The following is a 17,771-nucleotide window of genomic DNA, read 5'->3' as shown; positions in this document are numbered from 1 at the left end:
CTAAATTTAACAGCCGCGTTTCTGTATCTTGGTTTGATGATGAGTATCCGTCCTGCATACTTGCAATACTAAATATTGATTTTAAACTTGTATAAATTATGTGGTGTTAACCAAGTGATAACTTGTCCTCGATCTATTTAGACTATCGTTGCTTTTGAACGATAGATAGAAGTAGGAACCGTGTTAAGTGAATGCAGGTATGAAATTAGACAAAAGTAACCTCTGTGATTTGACAAAATTAGGCAACTTAAATGCCAGATAAGTCTTGCTGCTGCTGGCATAAAATCCAATGCTGCCACTGTTAATAAAAGAGATACTGGGTAATATTCTCAGCCTTATTCTTCACTTTTACCTTCGATTTGTTTGATATGACTTATATTAAGAGCACTTTTTCCGAATTTCTCACCACCCTAGAGGGGTTTGATCGCTTACCAGATGGAGCGATCGCTAATTTATCAGAACAACTACAAGCCTGGCGCTATCGCATAGGTCAGAAAATCATCGGTAAAGAAAGTCTCCCAGAACGTATCACCATCATTTATGAGGGACAAGTGCGGCTATTGGGATACGACCCCCAGACGCAAATGCCAATCACCCTCAAATTACTACAACCGGGAGAAATTATTGGCGAAATTGGTTTGTTGCGCGATGTTCCTTGTGAAACAGCGATCGCTTCTACCGAAGTAGTATGTTTAACCTTGAGTGCATCAGCATATTTTAGCTTTCTGGCTTCATACCCAGCCTTTGCCGAAGCTCGTAAGAACCGCAGTTATTTGGCAGAAGTTTTCGATATTATCGGTTCCTATTGGCAAAAGCAGGCGATCGCTACCTTAAATCTCAGAGAACTGGCAGAAAAAGCCTTACCAAAGGCAAAAATACATTACCTCCCTTTAGGAAAAACTCAATTCAACCAACTGGATAGCGAAAGCATCTGGTTTGTCAGTGGCGGTGGTACAATCACAGATTTGTCACCTGGCGATCGCCTAGAATCAGACGACGATCGAGATAATATCCAAGTTATAGGTCAAAACCCCGCGCGGTTGCTTGGTATACATCCGTCAGATTTGCTCTTAGAAGATAGTCATCAGATAGAACTTGTGGTTAGTGACACCACATCAGATAACGCAGAGAAATTAGATATCCCCTATGCATCAGATGAAATAGTTCCACAGACAGCCCCCCAAAATTCAAAGAATTCGCCAAAACAAAAATACCCATTTTTTGGCGGTAAAGGAGAACTAAATTCAGCCTTCGCCTGCTTCCAAATGATCGCGAAGCACCTAGAAATGCCATTTCGGCGAGAGGTGGTTCGCCGCATCTTAACTGAGCAAGTCAAACGTCAGGGGACTATATCGTTTCAAGTTACTGCTTACCTGGCAGAGTCCATTGGACTGAAAGCCCAATTGATAGAGCTACCAGTCGCTTCTATAACGCGCATTCCGACACCTGCGCTGATTCGCTATGGTGATAGTTTTGCCGTCTTATATGCAGCTGATGCCAATACCGTAGTTGTAGGTGTGCCATCTCAAGGAATTGTGCGCTGCAAACCTGCTCAATTGGTTGAACAATTAGAGGTTGATCCAACCAACTTTCCGCCCCAAGTTAGGGTATTACTACTCAGTGCTACCAAAGAAACACCCCAAGAACGCTTTAGTTTACGGTGGTTTATACCCTATTTATCACGCTACCGTCGAGTTCTCATAGAAGTCTTTATCGCTTCCTTTTTCGTGCAATTGGCAGCGTTGGCAAATCCCCTAGTCGTTCAGTTAATTATCGACAAAGTTATCACTCAAAACAGTATTGGTACACTACATATTTTGGGGGTTTTGCTGTTAGTAGTCGGGCTATTTGAAGCAGTATTGACTACCTTACGAACCTACCTCTTTGTCGATACCACTAATCGGATTGATATGGGTTTAGGGTCAGAAATTATTGACCATTTACTACGTCTACCGCTGCGATATTTTGAACGCCGACCAGTGGGTGAACTTTCCACTCGCATCAACGAATTAGAAAATATTCGTCAATTCCTCACGGGTACTGCCTTAACAGTAGGGTTAGATGCTCTGTTTTCAGTGGTCTATATTGGTGTAATGCTGATTTACAGTTGGCAACTCACCTTAGTTGGCTTAAGCACAATTCCCGTGTTTATTGTGATCACCTTAGTTGCTTCTCCCACCATTAGCAGACAGTTACGTGCCAAAGCCGAACGCAACGCCGAAACTCAATCTTATTTAGTGGAGGTGATGTCAGGAATTCAAACAGTAAAGGCGCAAAATATCGAATTGCGATCGCGCTTTTCCTGGCAAGAGCGTTATGCCCGATTTGTCGCCGCTGGTTTTAAAACAGTTGTGACTTCTACCCTTGCAAATTCTACCAGTAACTTTCTCAACAAACTCAGCAGTTTACTAGTTTTGTGGGTAGGAGCTTATTTAGTTCTCCAACAACAATTAACATTAGGCGAATTAATCGCCTTTAGAATTATATCGGGTTACGTTACCAGCCCAATATTACGTTTAGCTCAACTTTGGCAAAGCTTCCAAGAAACTGCCTTGTCTCTAGAACGTTTAAGCGATATTGTCGATACACCACAAGAAGGAGAAACAGACCGCTACAATATACCCTTACCTACTATTAAGGGAGCAGTGAAATACGAAAATGTTTCCTTCCGTTTTGGTACAAGTGGCCCTCTACAACTTTCTAATGTAAACCTCGAATTTGAGCCAGGGAAATTTATCGGCATTGTCGGACAAAGCGGTTCTGGTAAAAGTACGATGATGAAGTTACTGCTGAGACTTTACGATACTGAGTCCGGCAGAATATTGATTGATGGTTATGATATTGCCAAAGTGGAACTTTATTCACTGCGACGACAAATAGGCGTAGTTCCCCAAGAGACGTTATTGTTTGACGGCAGCGTTCAGGAAAATATTGCCCTAACCAATCCCGATGCCACAACCGAAGAAATTATCGAAGCGGCTCAGGTTGCGTGCGCTCACGAGTTTATCATGAACTTAACCAACGGTTATAACACGCGGGTGGGAGAGCGCGGTTCTGCACTTTCAGGTGGACAAAGACAAAGAATTGCGATCGCTCGTTCAGTTTTACAAAGACCAAAACTATTAGTTTTAGACGAAGCAACCAGCGCATTAGATTATCCCACAGAACGGCAAATCTGTCTCAATTTAGCCAAAGCATTCAAAGGTGATACAGTATTTTTTATTACCCATCGTTTGAATACTGTGAGTAATGCAGACATGATTGTTGTGATGGATAATGGCAGGGTTATAGAGCAAGGTAGTCATCAGGAATTAATGGCTACTAAAGGTCATTATTATTACCTGTATCAGCAACAAGATGTAAACTTGTAATTAGTCATTCCTGGGGCAAAGGTTTTTGGCATCGGGAAACATTGCCCACTCTACAAAAAATCCAAAATCTAAAATCCCAAATCGTTATGACTCAACTTAATGGCAATCACCTCAACGGCAATCAGAAAAATGGCAATCAAAAAAACGGAGTGAAGCAAGATTCAAGCCTACTTACAAAACAACAGAAAGCTGCTCAAGAATCTTTAAATAACTCAAACGATCAGGAGTTTGAGCAATCTATTGTCTTGCGCCAATCTCCAATTTGGTCGCGTACAATCATGGTTACGCTCATAGGACTAGCCTGTTTTGGAATTGCTTGGACTTATTTTGCAAAAATTGAGCAAGTAGTGCCAGCAACAGGACAATTAAAGCCGCAAGGAACAGTCAAAGAAGTTCAAGCTCCTGTTAGTGGAGTGGTGAAAACAGTTAATGTTAAAGATGGACAAGAAGTTAAGCCAGGAGATTTATTGCTGACTTTTGATTCTATCGTTTCTGTAGCCGAATTAAATTCTTTGAAGAAAATTCGACTTGCATTAATTAAAGAAAACCAAATTTATCGTCGATTGATGAGTGCAAGTACCGCCACAGGATCGGAATTGTTATATCTGCGCGGTAATTTACCACAAGAAACTGCTTTTCTGTTAAAAAGTCGAGCTGCCTTAGTAGCAGAAAATGAATTATTTCGGACTCAATTAAAAAACTCTGGTCAAGATTCTAGACTGGGAATTGATGAACAACAACTTCTACGAGTTGCCAAAAAAGAATTAGACTCTCGTTCTTCTGCGGCGCTATTTGAAGTAGAAAAAACCAGAAAGCAACTTACTCAAAATCAAATTAAACTGGAAGATAGTAAATCAAGTTTAGCTATTCAACAGGGGATTTTAGAGAAGCTGAAAATATTAGCAGAAGAAGGTGGTATTTCTCAACTTCAGTATCTCAACCAACAACAAGAAGTACAAAACCGCACGGCGGAAGTAGCACAACTAGGTGAAGAACTAAAACGCCTCCAGTTTGATATAGAAAAAGGACAACAAGAAGCAAGCAATACGGTGGCTGTTTCTAATAAAAATATTTTAGATAAAATAGCTGATAATAAACAGCGTATTGCCACAATCGATAGCCAATTCATGAAAGTTTTACTGGATAATGAGCAGCGTTTGGCAGATGTCAATAGTAAAATATCTCAATCACAATTAAACGTTAAATATCAAGAACTCCGCGCGCCCGTGGCTGGAACAGTTTTCGATTTACAAGCAAAAAATCCTGGATTTGTTGCAACTCCGACTACCAAATTGCTGCAAATTGTCCCCAATGAAAGCTATATAGCTGAAGTTTTCATCACTAACAAAGATATTGGATTTGTGCGAAAAGGTATGAAGGTAGATGTCAGAATTGACTCCTTTCCTTACAGCGAGTTTGGCGATATCAAAGGGGAAGTGATTGACATAGGTTCAGACGCATTACCGCCAGACCAAACCCATCAGTTTTACAGATTTCCGGCAAAACTCTCATTAGATAAGCAATCTTTAGTAATTAAGGGTAAAAACGTCACCTTGCAATCAGGTATGTCTATCAGTGCCAATATAAAAGTACGTGAAGAACGGACTGTGCTTAGTTTATTCACTGAGTTATTTACCAAGCAAGTTGATGCTCTTAAAGAGGTACGATAAAGAGTGTTGAGTTAAAAGACCGCAGTGACTCCACAAGGAGAGTTGCTGCTTCACTTATTACTTAGTATCTATGTACTTTTCCTCACTCAATACTCAGCACTCAGCACTCAGCACTCTTGATGATGGTTAATTCTCAACGCATCGAACCTGCTCCCGGACAAGAATCAGTTTGGGATTACCCCCGTCCTCCTCGTCTGGAGGACACAAATAAACATATCCAAATAATCTTTAACGGAGTAATAATTGCAGATACCCACAATGCCAAACGTGTTTTAGAAACTAGTCATCCTCCTTCTTACTACATTCCCCCTGTAGATATCAAAATGGAATATCTACATTTGACTCCGCAATCTAGTTTTTGTGAGTGGAAGGGAAGTGCTGGTTACTATACAATCCGAGTTGGTGAAAAAGAAGTCCATAATGCTGGTTGGTTTTACCAAAATCCCACACCAGCCTTTGAATCTATCAAGGACTATGTAGCTTTTTACGCTCATGTCATGGATAAATGTTACGTGAATGGCGAAGAGGTGCAACCACAACCAGGTAACTTCTACGGTGGTTGGATAACCAGTGATATTGTTGGGCCATTTAAAGGCACTCCTGGTACTTGGGGATGGTGAGTCAATTTTAGTATTTTAGATTTTGGATTCAATAGTAGTGAAGCGATGTGTGATGTCTTACACATCTTACGTCTCCACTTTAAAAATATTTTTGCTAAATCCTGATGAAAATAGAAGTAGTACCGCATGATTCGACATGGCGCAGCAAATTTGACCATGAATCAAAACGTGTTGCGCTTATACTAGGTGAAAATGTAGTTGCTATTCACCATATTGGTAGCACAGCAATTTCACATATCTACGCGAAACCTATTATTGATTTGCTGGTTGAAGTTGAAAATATTGCCAAAGTAGATGATTGTAGTTTGGGTATGGAAGCGTTAGGTTATGAAGTAATGGGTGAGTTTGGCATACCAGGTCGCCGCTTTTTTCGTAAGAATAATACAATAGGTACAAGGACGCATCATATCCATACCTTCACGGCTAAATCATCGGAAGTAAAACGACATTTAGCATTTCGGGATTATATGATTGCACATCTTTAAGATGCACAGAAATATAGTGAATTAAAACGTGAGTTAGCAAAGCAGTATCCTAACGATATCATCGGATATATGGATGGGAAAGATGGGTTCATCAAAGAGATACAAAGTAAAGCATTGGTATGGTGGACACCGGATAAATCTGAATAACACAATCTCTTTTACCCATCTTTCCTACATTTATGTCTTGAAAAATATAGACTAATAAACCAAGTTGCCTGCAATTTTAGAAAACCTGGTTTTTAGGATTACTGAATTGATGTTATAGCTATCTAGAAGGTTTAGCTTCAAACATCAAATACGTCCCTCCAAGTCCTTCCACAATTGTGCGTGTATTGGCAATCATCATTCTCTGATAAGTGTCACCGTCGCTTCCTGGTTCGCCAAGTCCCTCAGCATAAAGCTTCCTGTTAGAAATTTTCACGTTAGCTTCTGTGGCTACAGATTGAATCAAATTAGGATTAATTTCTACCTCAGCAAAAATTGTTGATACTTTAGCCCGTTTAATGTTTGTAGCCAAATTTTTGACTCGTTCGGCTGTCAGTTTTTCGTTAGTACTAATACCTTGTAATCCCCCTGCCAATGAGATACCGTATGCTTTGGCGTAATAACTCAGTGCATCAGAGGTTGTAACTAACTTGCGTTCTTTGGTAGGAATACTGGCAATTCTTGACTTAATCCAGCTATCTAGTTGAGTGAGTTCATTCGTGATTTTTTTAGTATTGCTGGTATAAGCCTCTGCATCATTAGATTCTAATTTTCTCAGATTACTATTAATTACCTCCACCATTCTGATAGTATTTTTGGCATTGTGCCAAATATGAGGATCAGTTACACTCTTATCACCTATCTGAAATTTTTGTGGCTTAGGCACTGCCATTTGAACAACAGCTATTTTCGGTGCAGAGTTTTTAGTAGCTTTAATTAACTTGATCAGATTTGGTTCAAAATTGTAACCAGTATAAAGAATAAGATTAGCTCGCTCAATGGCTTTACGATCTTCCGGTTTTGGTTTATAAAATTGCGGGTCGGCTGTAGGAGAAATTAAGCAGGTGAGGTTAACTGTATTTCCAGCAACCTGTCGGGTTAAGTCACACAATACACTTGTAGTTGCTACAACTTGGGGGAGGTTCTCATTTACCTGGGTGGTAGTCTGAGTAAATGCAGTTCTTGCAGCTTGATTTCCACATCCAACAAATCCAATTGTCAATGCAACAAGAATAGCTGGAAAAAAATTATTCAATGGTGATTTTTGTGACATCCTCAACTCCTACTGGATGTGTAAGAAAAATAATCATTATTATTCAAGTATTGGTAAAATACTAGGGAAAAGTCTTCAGGTTAAAGTTAAGGTGAGATGCAGAAGCTCTTGGCTGATAAAAGGGTAAAGGCCAAGGGAAGAGGAATTATATAGACTCTTCCTTTTCCCACTTTCCCCAGTCCACACCCAGCACTTTCTGGTTGATGAACCACTAGTACTGCAAGGCGGAATTCAAAATTCAAAATGACGCTCGATGACTCGCTAACGCTGCGCTAACAAAATTCAAAATTCAAAACGAATACAGCGTAACCGTTTCATTGATTTAGAATAGGTGATTTCTTTACGCCGTGTTGTACCAGTGAGGTTTTTAGAGGCAAAATATTAGTCAGCTTCACGCGACAGGCTGGAAAACTGGTAGAGGTAGAAGCACAATAATAAAGGCGATGCTGGGCAGCCTCCAAGGGTGTAGTTCTCTCACCGCTTTTTGAAGGGACTATACCATTGTGCTTGTTTACCACAAAGATCGCAAATTGACTAGGATTATCAACTTGAGAAGTGGAATGTAGTCATGATGGGGCTTATTGAGCATACGGGTTGATTTCGCAAACCAAGTCGTGAATCTAAGGCAATTGTAGCTGTGGTTTGGCAATGTGTGGATATATCGTTGTTACAAAATTGGCACATTGGCGAGTTTTTAGCCATCAGCCTTTGTTACACTAATTTTCACCTAGTAAAGCCTTGCAATACTTTATTACTATAATCTAGGTTGTACTTTGTGCAATAATTTTTATCCTCTAGTTTCTTCATCATTAAATCAGAGCCAAATCAAGTATATAGAACAATTCCTCAAAGCTAATATTGGTGAAGATAAACAATGATAATTTTAGTTATCCTAGTTAACACCCTGATTTCGGTGATACTACTCTATGTGGCTTGGCGGGTGTGTCAACTAAAGCAGCAGCTAGCATACATCGCAGATAGGTTAACCGCCTATGAAAGTTGTACCCATACAGCACTGAACAAAGCACCGGAAAATATTTATCTCAGCCAGCAGAATATTTATAACTTACGGCAGAGAAATCAAGCGCTACAAATACAAATTCAACAAGTGCGGCAAATTATCAGTCTACTTTTGCTAGGACGCCAAATCTGGCAGCGTTATTTTCCGAAGCTAGAGTTAATATTTGGGAAAAGCACAGTTGCAAAATGAGTTATGTCAGGTTCACATGAGCATTTATAATTAGGGCTGACATGAAGATCATCTAGCTTGCTTCCTGAGGGTGCGGGGGCTACCACCCTTGATGCAGCATCTCCATTAGGAGAAGGGTACGGAACTATGGGGGATGTGTTAATACAAAGAGACGCCCGCCAGAAGCTTTCGCGGAGGTATTAATACTTTGGGAGACATGAAAAATTTGGACTTATAAGTAATTAATGCTTTTTATATTAATTAATGAATAAAAGCAACATTTATGGCTGATATTTTGTCACGATAGATTAACTGAATAAAATCGGTAGAGTCTTACAAGGGGAGAAAACCCACCTAAAATAGGTGTAAGGAGAGAAACAATAAGATGTCTAATAACCGTTCTGGAGTATTTATTGGCGGTTTGATGCTGGGAGCTACTATCGGTGCTTTGACTGGTTTGCTCGTGGCTCCACGCACAGGGCGCGAAACGCGTAAAATTTTGAAAAAATCTGCTAATGCTATCCCAGAATTGGCAGAAGATTTATCAACGAGTGTACAAATTCAGGCAGATCGTCTCTCTGCTAGCGCTCTACGAAATTGGGATGAGACATTAGATAGATTACGGGAAGCGATCGCAGCAGGTGTAGATGCCAGTCAGCAGGAAAACCAAGTCTTGAAGCGACAAACGTTTGCTGAAGACTCAGATTCACTTCCCCAGCAATTAGAACGCTCATAAATGACACAATCGTGATTGAACCCCTGTTTTGGTTGGGACTCTCCTTACTTTTAGTCGCCACAAGCTTGACTGCGGTTTTAGTGGCGGCAATACCGGCTTTGCAGGAGTTAGCACGTGCGGCTCGTAGTGCAGAAAAGCTATTTGATACCCTATCACGGGAACTACCACCCACTCTAGAAGCTATCCGCGTGACTGGCTTAGAAATCACAGACTTAACTGATGATGTCAGTGAAGGTGTAAAAAGCGCTAGTCAAGTTGTCAAGCAAGTTGACCAAAGTCTTGATAGTGCAAGAAAACAGGCTCAAAATCTGCAAGTAGGTACACGTACTATTGTTGTTGGCGTGAAAGCTGCATGGAGAAATTTCACGCGCCAAAAACCTGCAAGACGAACAGGCGATCGCACCCTAAGCAATGAAAAACCACCACTAACGTTGCGAGAACGAGAAGTGCTGAGGCAAGAAAATCACCGGATCAAAGCAGAATTATACCGCGCTAATGACGGTTACAACGACGCTGCTAGCTGGGAAAACAATTTTGATGACGAAGATTGAATTAGAGCATAGCCTTTGCACCATATATTTTAATTGGAGATAGCTGTATTTTAACTGGTTGACAAAATACGCATAACCTGTACACAAGAAGAATCTATTCTCCACTCCCCAAAAACCTTTTGCTTTGATCCCCTAGATTAGAGTAAAGTAAACAAGTGTAAAGAACTATCATTTTTACAGTACTCTTTTAAAACAACTTGTTCACTTCTACCGTTGATATTTATATAAAAACGTCCATGCAATCTTGTTTTTGGCGACGAATTCTGATATCCATTGCAATATTTTTTCTGGCTGGGTCGATTTGGGTCATGCATTCTCCCCCAGCACTGGCTTATGACAATCCTGAGTTACTCCCTGACACCTTTACCCCTGTTGTAGACTTAGCTAAATCTCTACCTGTCCTGCAAGAAGAAAAGCTGGTTAAAGATTTAGAGCAGTTTGAAGCCGATACAGGTTGGAAACTGCGAGTATTGACCCAGTATGACCGCACCCCAGGTCGCGCAGTTATCAAATATTGGGGTTTGGATGACAAAAGCATTCTACTAGTTGCCGATTCTCGTGGCGGTAACATCCTCAGCTTTAGTGTCGGTGATGCTGTTTATGAACTTTTACCCCGGACTTTCTGGATAGAATTGCAAACCCGCTTCGGTAATTTGTACTTTGTCCGCGAACAAGGCGAAGATCAAGCCATTCTGCAAGCCTTAGAATCAGTTAAAGGCTGTTTACTTAAGGGGGGTTGCAATGTTGTCCCCGGACTACCACGAGAGCAGTGGATTCTCACCTTGATTAGCTCAGTGATTGGTGGGGTGATTTGTGGATTTGCAGCTCAACCCCGCGATAAAGGCCAAGTTTTCGCTTGGCAATGGGCTTTAATTTTCTCACCTTTGTGGGGAATCTTGTTTATTGCCTTTGGCATTGGGCCAGTGGTGACACGTACAAGCGACTGGGTACCTCTAACTCGCAATATCTCCGGGTTTCTCATTGGCGTCTTAGTTGCCTACCTATCTCCTATTTTCAGTCGGTCTTCTTCTGGTAATGAGTTATGAGTGAGTAGTTAGGAGCGAGTAGTTTAATTAACTTATAACTCCTAACTCCTAACTCTTAACTCTCTGAAGCTGATAAGCTGAAAGCTAATATTTGAGAAGCTCAACAAAAATGGAATGGCACGTAACAGATGCTCAAAGTTTAGCAATCATTGATAGTGAAATTGGCGATCATGTCTTTTCTCCCGCAGAGTATGAGATTGTGCGTAGGGTAATCTATGCCACGGCTGACTTTGAGTATAAGTCTTTGATTCGTTTCTCTGAGCGTGCCTTGCAAGCTGGAGCAGCAGCACTAGCCGCGCGTACCACGATTGTGGTCGATGTGCCGATGGTACAAGTAGGTATTGCCTACGACATTCAAAACACCTTTGCTAATCCGCTGTATTGCAGTATGGAAGCTTTAACACGTCCCCAAAAAGAAAAAACTCGCGCTGCATGGGGAATAGAAACTTTAGCAAAGCGTTATCCAGAGGGTATTTTTGTGGTGGGTCAAGCGCAAACGGCATTGACAGCACTGGTGGATTTAATTGAATCTGAGGAAATTAGACCTGCTTTAATAATTGCGACTCCAGTGGGATTTGCAAATGTTGATGAAGCTAAGGAGCGCTTACAAGACTCTCTAGTTCCTTATATTACAATTGACAGTCGCAAAGGGAATGCAGTTGTAGCAGCTGCGATCGTTGATGGATTGGTAGACTTGGCTTGGCAAGCCTATGGACAAGATGGAAATCGAGGGAGCTAGGAAAGTTGACTCTATTCTATTTTGTATCCAAAAGAGTATTCAAAATTACTGAATATCCTGATATTTTTATTAAGTAGTGCTAAGAAAGGAGCCTTTTATCGTGGGAATTCGAGGTTTCAGTTTAAGCGCATATCTGGCAATTCCTGTAGGATTAATTCTTTTGGCTAACGCAGAAAGGATAAAAGCATCTTTAGTTGAAACCGTTCGTCAGGTATCTACTAACCAGGAAATGAGTTTATCTCGTCGTGAGCTAATTAGTACTAAAGCGACTCAAAAAACATACTATGTTAGTGGTACTGGAAACGACAAAAATAGCGGACTTTCTACATCATCCGCCTTTAGGACAATTCAAAGGGCCGCAGACCTTACCAACCCTGGCGATACAGTCTTGATTATGAACGGAGTATACACAAATTCACCCAAAGATGGGAGTGTAATAAGTATTAAACGTTCTGGAACTGCAAATGCCTGGATTAGGTATAAAGCATATCCTGGGCATTTCCCAAAAATTCAGCATAATGCCTGGAATGGTATCCTAATTTCAAATGGAGCTTCATATATCGAGATCAATGGGTTGGAAGTCGTAGGAAACAATGCCAACATAACCCTTGATTATGCGATGAGTGAGAAAACTAACAAACAAAATCCGCTGACAAGTGGAAACTGCATAAATGTGGATGGACGAAAAAATGGTCATAGTCACCATATACATATTGTCAACAACAAAGTGCATGGTTGTGGAGGAGCAGGTATTTCAGCTATTCAATCGGACTATGTGACGATAGATAATAATGTGGTGTTCGATAATGCCTGGTACAGCGTTTATGGTTGCAGTGGCATTTCGATGTTGAGCAATTGGAATTTTGACAACAACCGGGGATACAAGATGTTTGTTACCAACAACAAGACTTATAACAATCGTATGTACATTCCTTGGATTGCAGTTGGAAAGATTACAGACGGTAATGGCATTATTATCGATAGTACAAGAAATGACAATAACTCCAAATTGGGTGCATATAAAGGACGTACTTTAGTTAAAAATAATCTTGCATTTAATAATGGTGGATCGGGTATTCATGCATTTTTAAGTGAGCATGTTGATATTATAAATAACACAGCAGTTTTAAATAATCAGAGTCCAGAAATTAAAGGGGGGCAAATATTTGCTCATACTTCATCTGATGTCAGAATTTTAAATAACATTCTCTATGCTTTTCCTGGGAAGGATATTAATATCAACACTAAGAATAAAAATGTTATTTATGATTATAATATCTACATCAATAGTTCTAAAGTAACTGTTAAGGGGTCTCACGATATTGTTGCAGACTCACAGTTTTTAAGAAAGTATCCTACTCTAGATAAAATATCTAGTGATTGGAAATCGCGACTAGATAAACAAAATCCGCCAACACGGTCTTATGTAGAACCTAAGTCGCCAGGTTTTGTTTGTGGGACTATAAATTATCGTTTGCAAGGGAAACTCATCAAAGTTGGATGTTCTCGTTAGCAAGAAGGCAAGAGGTATAGGTCAACATAATTCGTAATTTGTAAGCTGTTGCGCCTACAAATTGCATCACAAGCATGATTAGGCAAAACCTGTAACTCCTCTCCCTTGCTCCCTGCACTGCTCCCCTGCCGCCTCAATGTGCAAACTATAATCACAACAGCTTAGTTACAATTAGTGGGGGCTTGAATCCACCAATAATTGTTCGCCTTTGGCTTGTACCCTCTTTAATTACGAATTACGTAGCTTGCTTCTCGCCGGAGGCGAGTATTACTAATTAGTAATTATTTGGTCAGGCTCGTAATTAATGTAGGTCTGTACCTTGCGTCTTTTTGAATACTTATTATTCAATCTTCTACTCTACGACGCCGCCGACGCGGTTTTTGTTGTTGGTCTTCACGCAAGCGGCGACCGACTTCGTTAAAGAAATCCCGCCGCAGATAAGGATAATCGCTAACCCATAGGTCACGATTAGGAAAGTATATATCGCTAAATTCTTCAATACTGCTCAAATCTGAGCGATTTGACATTACTACCATTTCTGCAATTTGACCACGAGTAATAATTTTGTGAGCAGGACGTAATGGTGCTACAAATTCAATGGTAAATCCAGTGTCATCACCAATCTCTAAATTTATCTGTTTTTCCCGATTTTCTACAATCACCAATTCGCCTTTGTTGTTGACTGTTTCTTGTTTACCTACTAACTGGTCTGTAATCCACCAATCTAGGACTCGACCACGGAAAAAACCGCCGTACTTATAACGGCGGCATTGCAAATTCCGCATACTTGCTTGAAACACTGGATACCACAACCAAAAAAAAGCGCTAACTACCCCTAGTACAAATACTATTGAAGCAAACTCAAGCTTGAAAACGACTGTTACAAGCAAAATAACAACTACGGCAACTACAGAAATTAACAGCCGTTGCAAAAAATTTGAGAATTTCCCCCAGTAGTACTTGTACTGCAAACCAGTGGCAATTAGGGGGACAACTTGTTCAAATTTCTGGCGAGTCAGTGGTACTAACATGAGTGCTGAGAGTGTGTTTAAAGTATTTTTTCTAATCCATATACTAACGACTTTAGCGCTAAGACTTTGCGAATCGCTAGTAGCACTCCTGGCATATAACAAGCGCGATCGCTCGTATCATGTCGTAAAGTATAAATCTGTCCTGCTGCGCCAAAAATAACTTCTTGGTGGGCAATCAATCCTGGCAAGCGGATGCTATGAATTCTAATCCCTTCTTCTGCGATACTGCCCCTTGCTCCTGGTAATTTCTCCGTTTCTTCTACAAGAGCAGGGTTAAAAGTTTTACCCAATTCTCCTAATAATTGTGCCGTTTGAATGGCAGTACCACTGGGAGCATCAGCTTTTTGGTTGTGATGCAGTTCGATAATTTCCACATGGTCAAAATATTTGGAGGCTGCGATCGCAGCTTGTTGCAACAGTACCATCCCAATGGAAAAATTAGGAATAATTAGACAACCTGTGCTAGCTTTGTCGGCAAAATCTGCCAAGTCTTGAATTTGTGCTGGACTTAACCCAGTAGTGCCGACTACAGGACGAATACCATAAGCGATCGCACTGCGAATATTGTCATAAACTGAATCGGGATGAGTAAAGTCTACAATCACCCCTGGAGGAGAGTGTCTGTCGCCAGCCACATACCCCAACATCGGTTCTAATTGATTGGTAATCGGCACTTCCAGAGGTTCGCTTAAACCTGCCAATTCTCCAGCGTCTTTATCTTGATGTTCCAAACTGTGGTCAATTGCACCCACTAGGTTTAAGTCAGGCGCTTGCGCCACCGCCTTAATTACCTCACGGCCCATTTTACCAGCAGCACCGTTGACAATAACCGGGATAGGAGCTTGATTCGTCATAGGTCGAGAAATACTTTTTGAGTCAACAAAGGAATTGTAAAGACTTTCGCGATCTAGTAGCTAGCTTCTCAAATCTCTGGCTTAATTCCAACTACCCTGAATTGTGTAGCTAATCCCTTAGTGTTCGTACTCCCCAAAAGATCGGTTCTCGTTTTCATCCCACCATCTTACCCAGTAACCCGTTTCATTTGCCGATGTACTGCTTTAATAAGTATTTCTTATGAATTTTATCAGCCTTTGTTTGTCAAGTCTAGTTGACTATTTGTAATATTGTTGTTATATTTATTTACATAACTTAGTAAAGCTCCAAAGTAAGCTGCATAGCTAAAATTGCACCTTGTCTATTACCTATCTAGTTTTGGTTGCATTGGGTGTTAACTAAGAAAAACAGACTTCGGTTTTACAATATCCCATCGACATTTGGACTTCTCCCATCTACCTCGGCTATCAAGTCGGGGTTTTTTATGTTCTCGATTAGCCCTTTATTTAACTTTTATTTAGTAGTTATAGTGCTGAGTTCCGTTAGCGGTAGCGGGGAGTTTAGCCCGTTCGGCTTAGAGTTAAAAGACCGCCCACATTCGCGCAGCGGACGCACCAGAGGGGCGGGGTATCAACATTCCTCAAAATTTATAAAGATTCCGCCCACTAGAGCGGGGCTTTTACCATAGTGCGAAAGTACTGAGTACTCAACTTCAAAACTTAGCACTATAAGCCGAGGCACTGAGTATGGTAAAAATACCAGTCCCCAGTTATTCTTTCATTCAAGGCTGTGAAACTTGTTTCATCGGGACTGCCTCCTGCCTTCTTCAATTTTTAATTTTTAATTCCGCCTTGCGGCACTATAGCGGTTCTCGTTCGGATGCAATACACAATAGGGCATAGTATTGCTCATTGGTGTCAACTTAAGCTAAAACCCTTTTCAAATCTCATTTCCAGCCGGAGGCTGGAAATGCAACTCAAAAGTGGCTCTGCCGCCAGTAAAGAGAGGCGGAGCCTCAAAGACAAGTATTCCCAGTCTCCGACTGGGAACGAGGCAATCTAAAAGCTAGTTATAGACTTGCTTTCACGTTAAGTTGACACCTATAAGACTCATATTTGATTTTTGAACAAAACTCAGTACACCTTTATTCCTTCTTCCCAGTCCCTTACCTCAACGAGTGATTCAGAAATCAAATCGCATTGCTATATCAGCATTGCTGTGCCCCTACAAATGGTCTGTATTCTATGCAATTAAGAACCGCTATAGTAGCCACTGACATCAACCAATCGATATCCTTCACCAACCAGTTTGTCAAAAGTTGCTTGATACTGGGCTGAGGTCAATCCATGTCGCGCTTGCCAAGCTGGACTATCTGACTTCTCCCAAATAGCCGCGTATCGGTTTTGTCCGTTCACACCATAACCACTAACGTGAACTAATCGATATCCTTCACCAACCAGCTTGTCAAAAGTCGCTTGATACTGGGCTGAGGTCAATCCATGTCGTGCTTGCCAAGCTGGGCCGCCAGACTTTACCCAAATAGCCGCGTATCGGTCTTGTCCATTCACACTATAACCACTGACATCAACCAAGCGATATCCTTCACCAACCAGTTTGTCAAAAGTCGCTTGATACTGGGCTGAGGTCAATCCATGTCGCGCCTCCCAAGCTGGGCTGTCTGACTTCTCCCAAATAGCGGCGTATCGGTCTTTTCCGTTGACACTGTAACCACTAACGTGAACTAATCGATATCCTTCACCAACAAGTTTGTCAAAAGTTGCTTGATACTGGGCTGAGGTCAATCCATGTCGTGCTTGCCAAGCTGGGCCGCCAGACTTCACCCAAATAGCTGCGTATCGGTCTTGTCCATTCACACCATAACCACTGACATCAACCAACCGATATCCCTGACCAACCAGTTTGTCAAAAGTCGCTTGATACTGGGCTGAGGTCAATCCATGTCGCGCCTCCCAAGCTGCACCACCAGACTTAACCCAAATAGCCGCATATCGGTCTTGTCCGTTGGCTATTGCTTGTATTGTGCTATGAGGAATTTTCTTTAACTGGATAACATTTTGAGCAAGTACCTTTGTGTTTGTATCGGTATTGCCAACACTACTAGCAAAGTTGTTGGGAGCGGCAAAAGCGGAACTGACTAAAGTTGAAAGTAACACTGCACTAGAGGCAGTAAATGTTAAAGAGCGCATGAACATATTAGTAAAATAAATCTGTAATAATGTATTGGGTTTTGGGCTGCACTAACTAAATAGGTTGGTATTTGTTTTTTTATGCAATACCAGGGAGCAGTGCCGACAATTATAGATACTCTTGATTTACAGACGATTCCAGAATTCAGAATACTGATATTTTATTTAGATATTTTAGGTATAATTATGCTGCTTTGACTTGAATCTATAATACTTAGTATCTTAAAATTACTTATATTAGAAAAAATTATTTTCAGGTTTTCAACAGAGAATGATTTATTGTCAGGAAGCGCTGTACGTAAAATGTTAGGTCTAGCGATGGATGCGACGATTGGTATTAAATTAATTAACCTAGAAAAATAGTAATGTTTGCCCAAAGTACCTCTGTTAAGGCAAGCTGATTAGCCAAACCCAATTTTTGTGAGAAGTACCTTGACTCGACGACGGCCAGTTGCGGCTATCTAAACAAAGCCTGGCTATGCAGGTTTGCTCATTTTTAAATTGTATTCGTCTAGATATTT

The 17,771-nt window shown here is 40.9% G+C and carries 13 protein-coding genes and 1 pseudogene; 10 read left to right on the top strand and 4 right to left on the bottom strand.

Going from position 1 to position 17,771, the window contains the following annotated elements; all coding sequences use genetic code 11:
• Positions 1–368: 368 nt before the first annotated feature.
• The 4 genes and pseudogenes from V7L07_RS27505 to V7L07_RS27490 all read left to right on the top strand — a co-directional run bounded on the left by V7L07_RS27505 (position 369) and on the right by V7L07_RS27490 (position 6,293).
• Positions 369–3,371, top strand: coding sequence for a peptidase domain-containing ABC transporter (locus V7L07_RS27505; protein WP_335062173.1), 3,003 nt, complete (start codon positions 369–371; stop codon positions 3,369–3,371).
• A gap of 86 nt (positions 3,372–3,457) precedes the next feature.
• Positions 3,458–5,041, top strand: coding sequence for an HlyD family efflux transporter periplasmic adaptor subunit (locus V7L07_RS27500; protein WP_335062172.1), 1,584 nt, complete (start codon positions 3,458–3,460; stop codon positions 5,039–5,041).
• A 122-nt stretch (positions 5,042–5,163) separates the two neighbouring features.
• Complete coding sequence (locus V7L07_RS27495) at positions 5,164–5,661, top strand: DUF427 domain-containing protein (protein WP_335062239.1); 498 nt, start codon at positions 5,164–5,166, stop codon at positions 5,659–5,661.
• A gap of 104 nt (positions 5,662–5,765) precedes the next feature.
• Positions 5,766–6,293: pseudogene (locus V7L07_RS27490) on the top strand (GrpB family protein).
• A gap of 118 nt (positions 6,294–6,411) precedes the next feature.
• Here the strand turns inward: V7L07_RS27490 and V7L07_RS27485 are convergent.
• Entirely contained in the window at positions 6,412–7,404 is a 993-nt protein-coding gene (locus tag V7L07_RS27485; RefSeq protein ID WP_335062170.1) for a metal ABC transporter solute-binding protein, Zn/Mn family, read from the bottom strand.
• 874 nt (positions 7,405–8,278) lie between these two features.
• Between V7L07_RS27485 and V7L07_RS27480 the strand changes: the two genes are divergently transcribed.
• From V7L07_RS27480 to V7L07_RS27455, 6 genes are all read left to right on the top strand, one after another.
• Positions 8,279–8,614: a hypothetical protein gene (locus tag V7L07_RS27480; RefSeq protein ID WP_335062168.1), complete on the top strand. Its 336-nt coding sequence runs from the start codon at positions 8,279–8,281 to the stop codon at positions 8,612–8,614.
• Positions 8,615–8,978: 364 nt separating this feature from the next.
• On the top strand, positions 8,979–9,329 hold the full coding sequence (locus V7L07_RS27475) for a YtxH domain-containing protein (RefSeq protein ID WP_179063835.1): 351 nt from the start codon (positions 8,979–8,981) through the stop codon (positions 9,327–9,329).
• An 11-nt stretch (positions 9,330–9,340) separates the two neighbouring features.
• Positions 9,341–9,880, top strand: a complete 540-nt coding sequence (locus tag V7L07_RS27470; protein WP_335062166.1) for a DUF948 domain-containing protein — start codon at positions 9,341–9,343, stop codon at positions 9,878–9,880.
• 236 nt (positions 9,881–10,116) lie between these two features.
• Positions 10,117–10,926: a TPM domain-containing protein gene (locus V7L07_RS27465; protein ID WP_335062164.1), complete on the top strand. Its 810-nt coding sequence runs from the start codon at positions 10,117–10,119 to the stop codon at positions 10,924–10,926.
• Positions 10,927–11,035: 109 nt separating this feature from the next.
• On the top strand, positions 11,036–11,665 hold the full coding sequence (locus tag V7L07_RS27460) for a precorrin-8X methylmutase (protein ID WP_335062162.1): 630 nt from the start codon (positions 11,036–11,038) through the stop codon (positions 11,663–11,665).
• A gap of 100 nt (positions 11,666–11,765) precedes the next feature.
• Positions 11,766–13,178 (top strand): right-handed parallel beta-helix repeat-containing protein, encoded by a 1,413-nt coding sequence (locus V7L07_RS27455; RefSeq protein WP_335062160.1) that lies wholly within the window; start codon positions 11,766–11,768, stop codon positions 13,176–13,178.
• A 344-nt stretch (positions 13,179–13,522) separates the two neighbouring features.
• On the opposite strand, the gene V7L07_RS27450 is transcribed toward V7L07_RS27455, so the two are convergent.
• The 3 genes from V7L07_RS27450 to V7L07_RS27440 form a co-directional block, all read right to left on the bottom strand.
• Positions 13,523–14,209 carry a phosphate ABC transporter permease gene (locus V7L07_RS27450; protein ID WP_335062159.1) on the bottom strand — a complete coding sequence of 229 codons (687 nt, stop codon included), beginning with the start codon at positions 14,207–14,209 and terminating at the stop codon, positions 13,523–13,525.
• Positions 14,210–14,226: 17 nt separating this feature from the next.
• Complete coding sequence (gene dapB, locus V7L07_RS27445; protein WP_335062157.1) at positions 14,227–15,063, bottom strand: 4-hydroxy-tetrahydrodipicolinate reductase; 837 nt, start codon at positions 15,061–15,063, stop codon at positions 14,227–14,229.
• A gap of 1,230 nt (positions 15,064–16,293) precedes the next feature.
• Positions 16,294–17,250: a hypothetical protein gene (locus V7L07_RS27440; RefSeq protein WP_335062155.1), complete on the bottom strand. Its 957-nt coding sequence runs from the start codon at positions 17,248–17,250 to the stop codon at positions 16,294–16,296.
• Between the last annotated feature and the right edge of the window lie 521 nt (positions 17,251–17,771).

It is taken from the genome of Nostoc sp. (assembly GCF_036916985.1).
GTDB lineage: Bacteria > Cyanobacteriota > Cyanobacteriia > Cyanobacteriales > Nostocaceae > Nostoc.
Note: the sequence above shows the minus strand (reverse complement) of the source record. Positions and strands in the feature narration are given on the sequence as shown.

What these genes read in the sequence shown, in the direction of transcription:
- V7L07_RS27505 (WP_335062173.1), top strand. Translation starts at nt 369, where the DNA reads ATGACTTATATTAAGAGCACTTTTTCCGAATTTCTCACCACCCTAGAG.
- V7L07_RS27500 (WP_335062172.1), top strand. Translation starts at nt 3,458, where the DNA reads ATGACTCAACTTAATGGCAATCACCTCAACGGCAATCAGAAAAATGGC.
- V7L07_RS27495 (WP_335062239.1), top strand. Translation starts at nt 5,164, where the DNA reads ATGGTTAATTCTCAACGCATCGAACCTGCTCCCGGACAAGAATCAGTT.
- V7L07_RS27485 (WP_335062170.1), bottom strand. Translation starts at nt 7,404, where the DNA reads ATGTCACAAAAATCACCATTGAATAATTTTTTTCCAGCTATTCTTGTT.
- V7L07_RS27480 (WP_335062168.1), top strand. Translation starts at nt 8,279, where the DNA reads ATGATAATTTTAGTTATCCTAGTTAACACCCTGATTTCGGTGATACTA.
- V7L07_RS27475 (WP_179063835.1), top strand. Translation starts at nt 8,979, where the DNA reads ATGTCTAATAACCGTTCTGGAGTATTTATTGGCGGTTTGATGCTGGGA.
- V7L07_RS27465 (WP_335062164.1), top strand. Translation starts at nt 10,117, where the DNA reads ATGCAATCTTGTTTTTGGCGACGAATTCTGATATCCATTGCAATATTT.
- V7L07_RS27460 (WP_335062162.1), top strand. Translation starts at nt 11,036, where the DNA reads ATGGAATGGCACGTAACAGATGCTCAAAGTTTAGCAATCATTGATAGT.
- V7L07_RS27450 (WP_335062159.1), bottom strand. Translation starts at nt 14,209, where the DNA reads ATGTTAGTACCACTGACTCGCCAGAAATTTGAACAAGTTGTCCCCCTA.
- dapB (WP_335062157.1), bottom strand. Translation starts at nt 15,063, where the DNA reads ATGACGAATCAAGCTCCTATCCCGGTTATTGTCAACGGTGCTGCTGGT.
- V7L07_RS27440 (WP_335062155.1), bottom strand. Translation starts at nt 17,250, where the DNA reads ATGCGCTCTTTAACATTTACTGCCTCTAGTGCAGTGTTACTTTCAACT.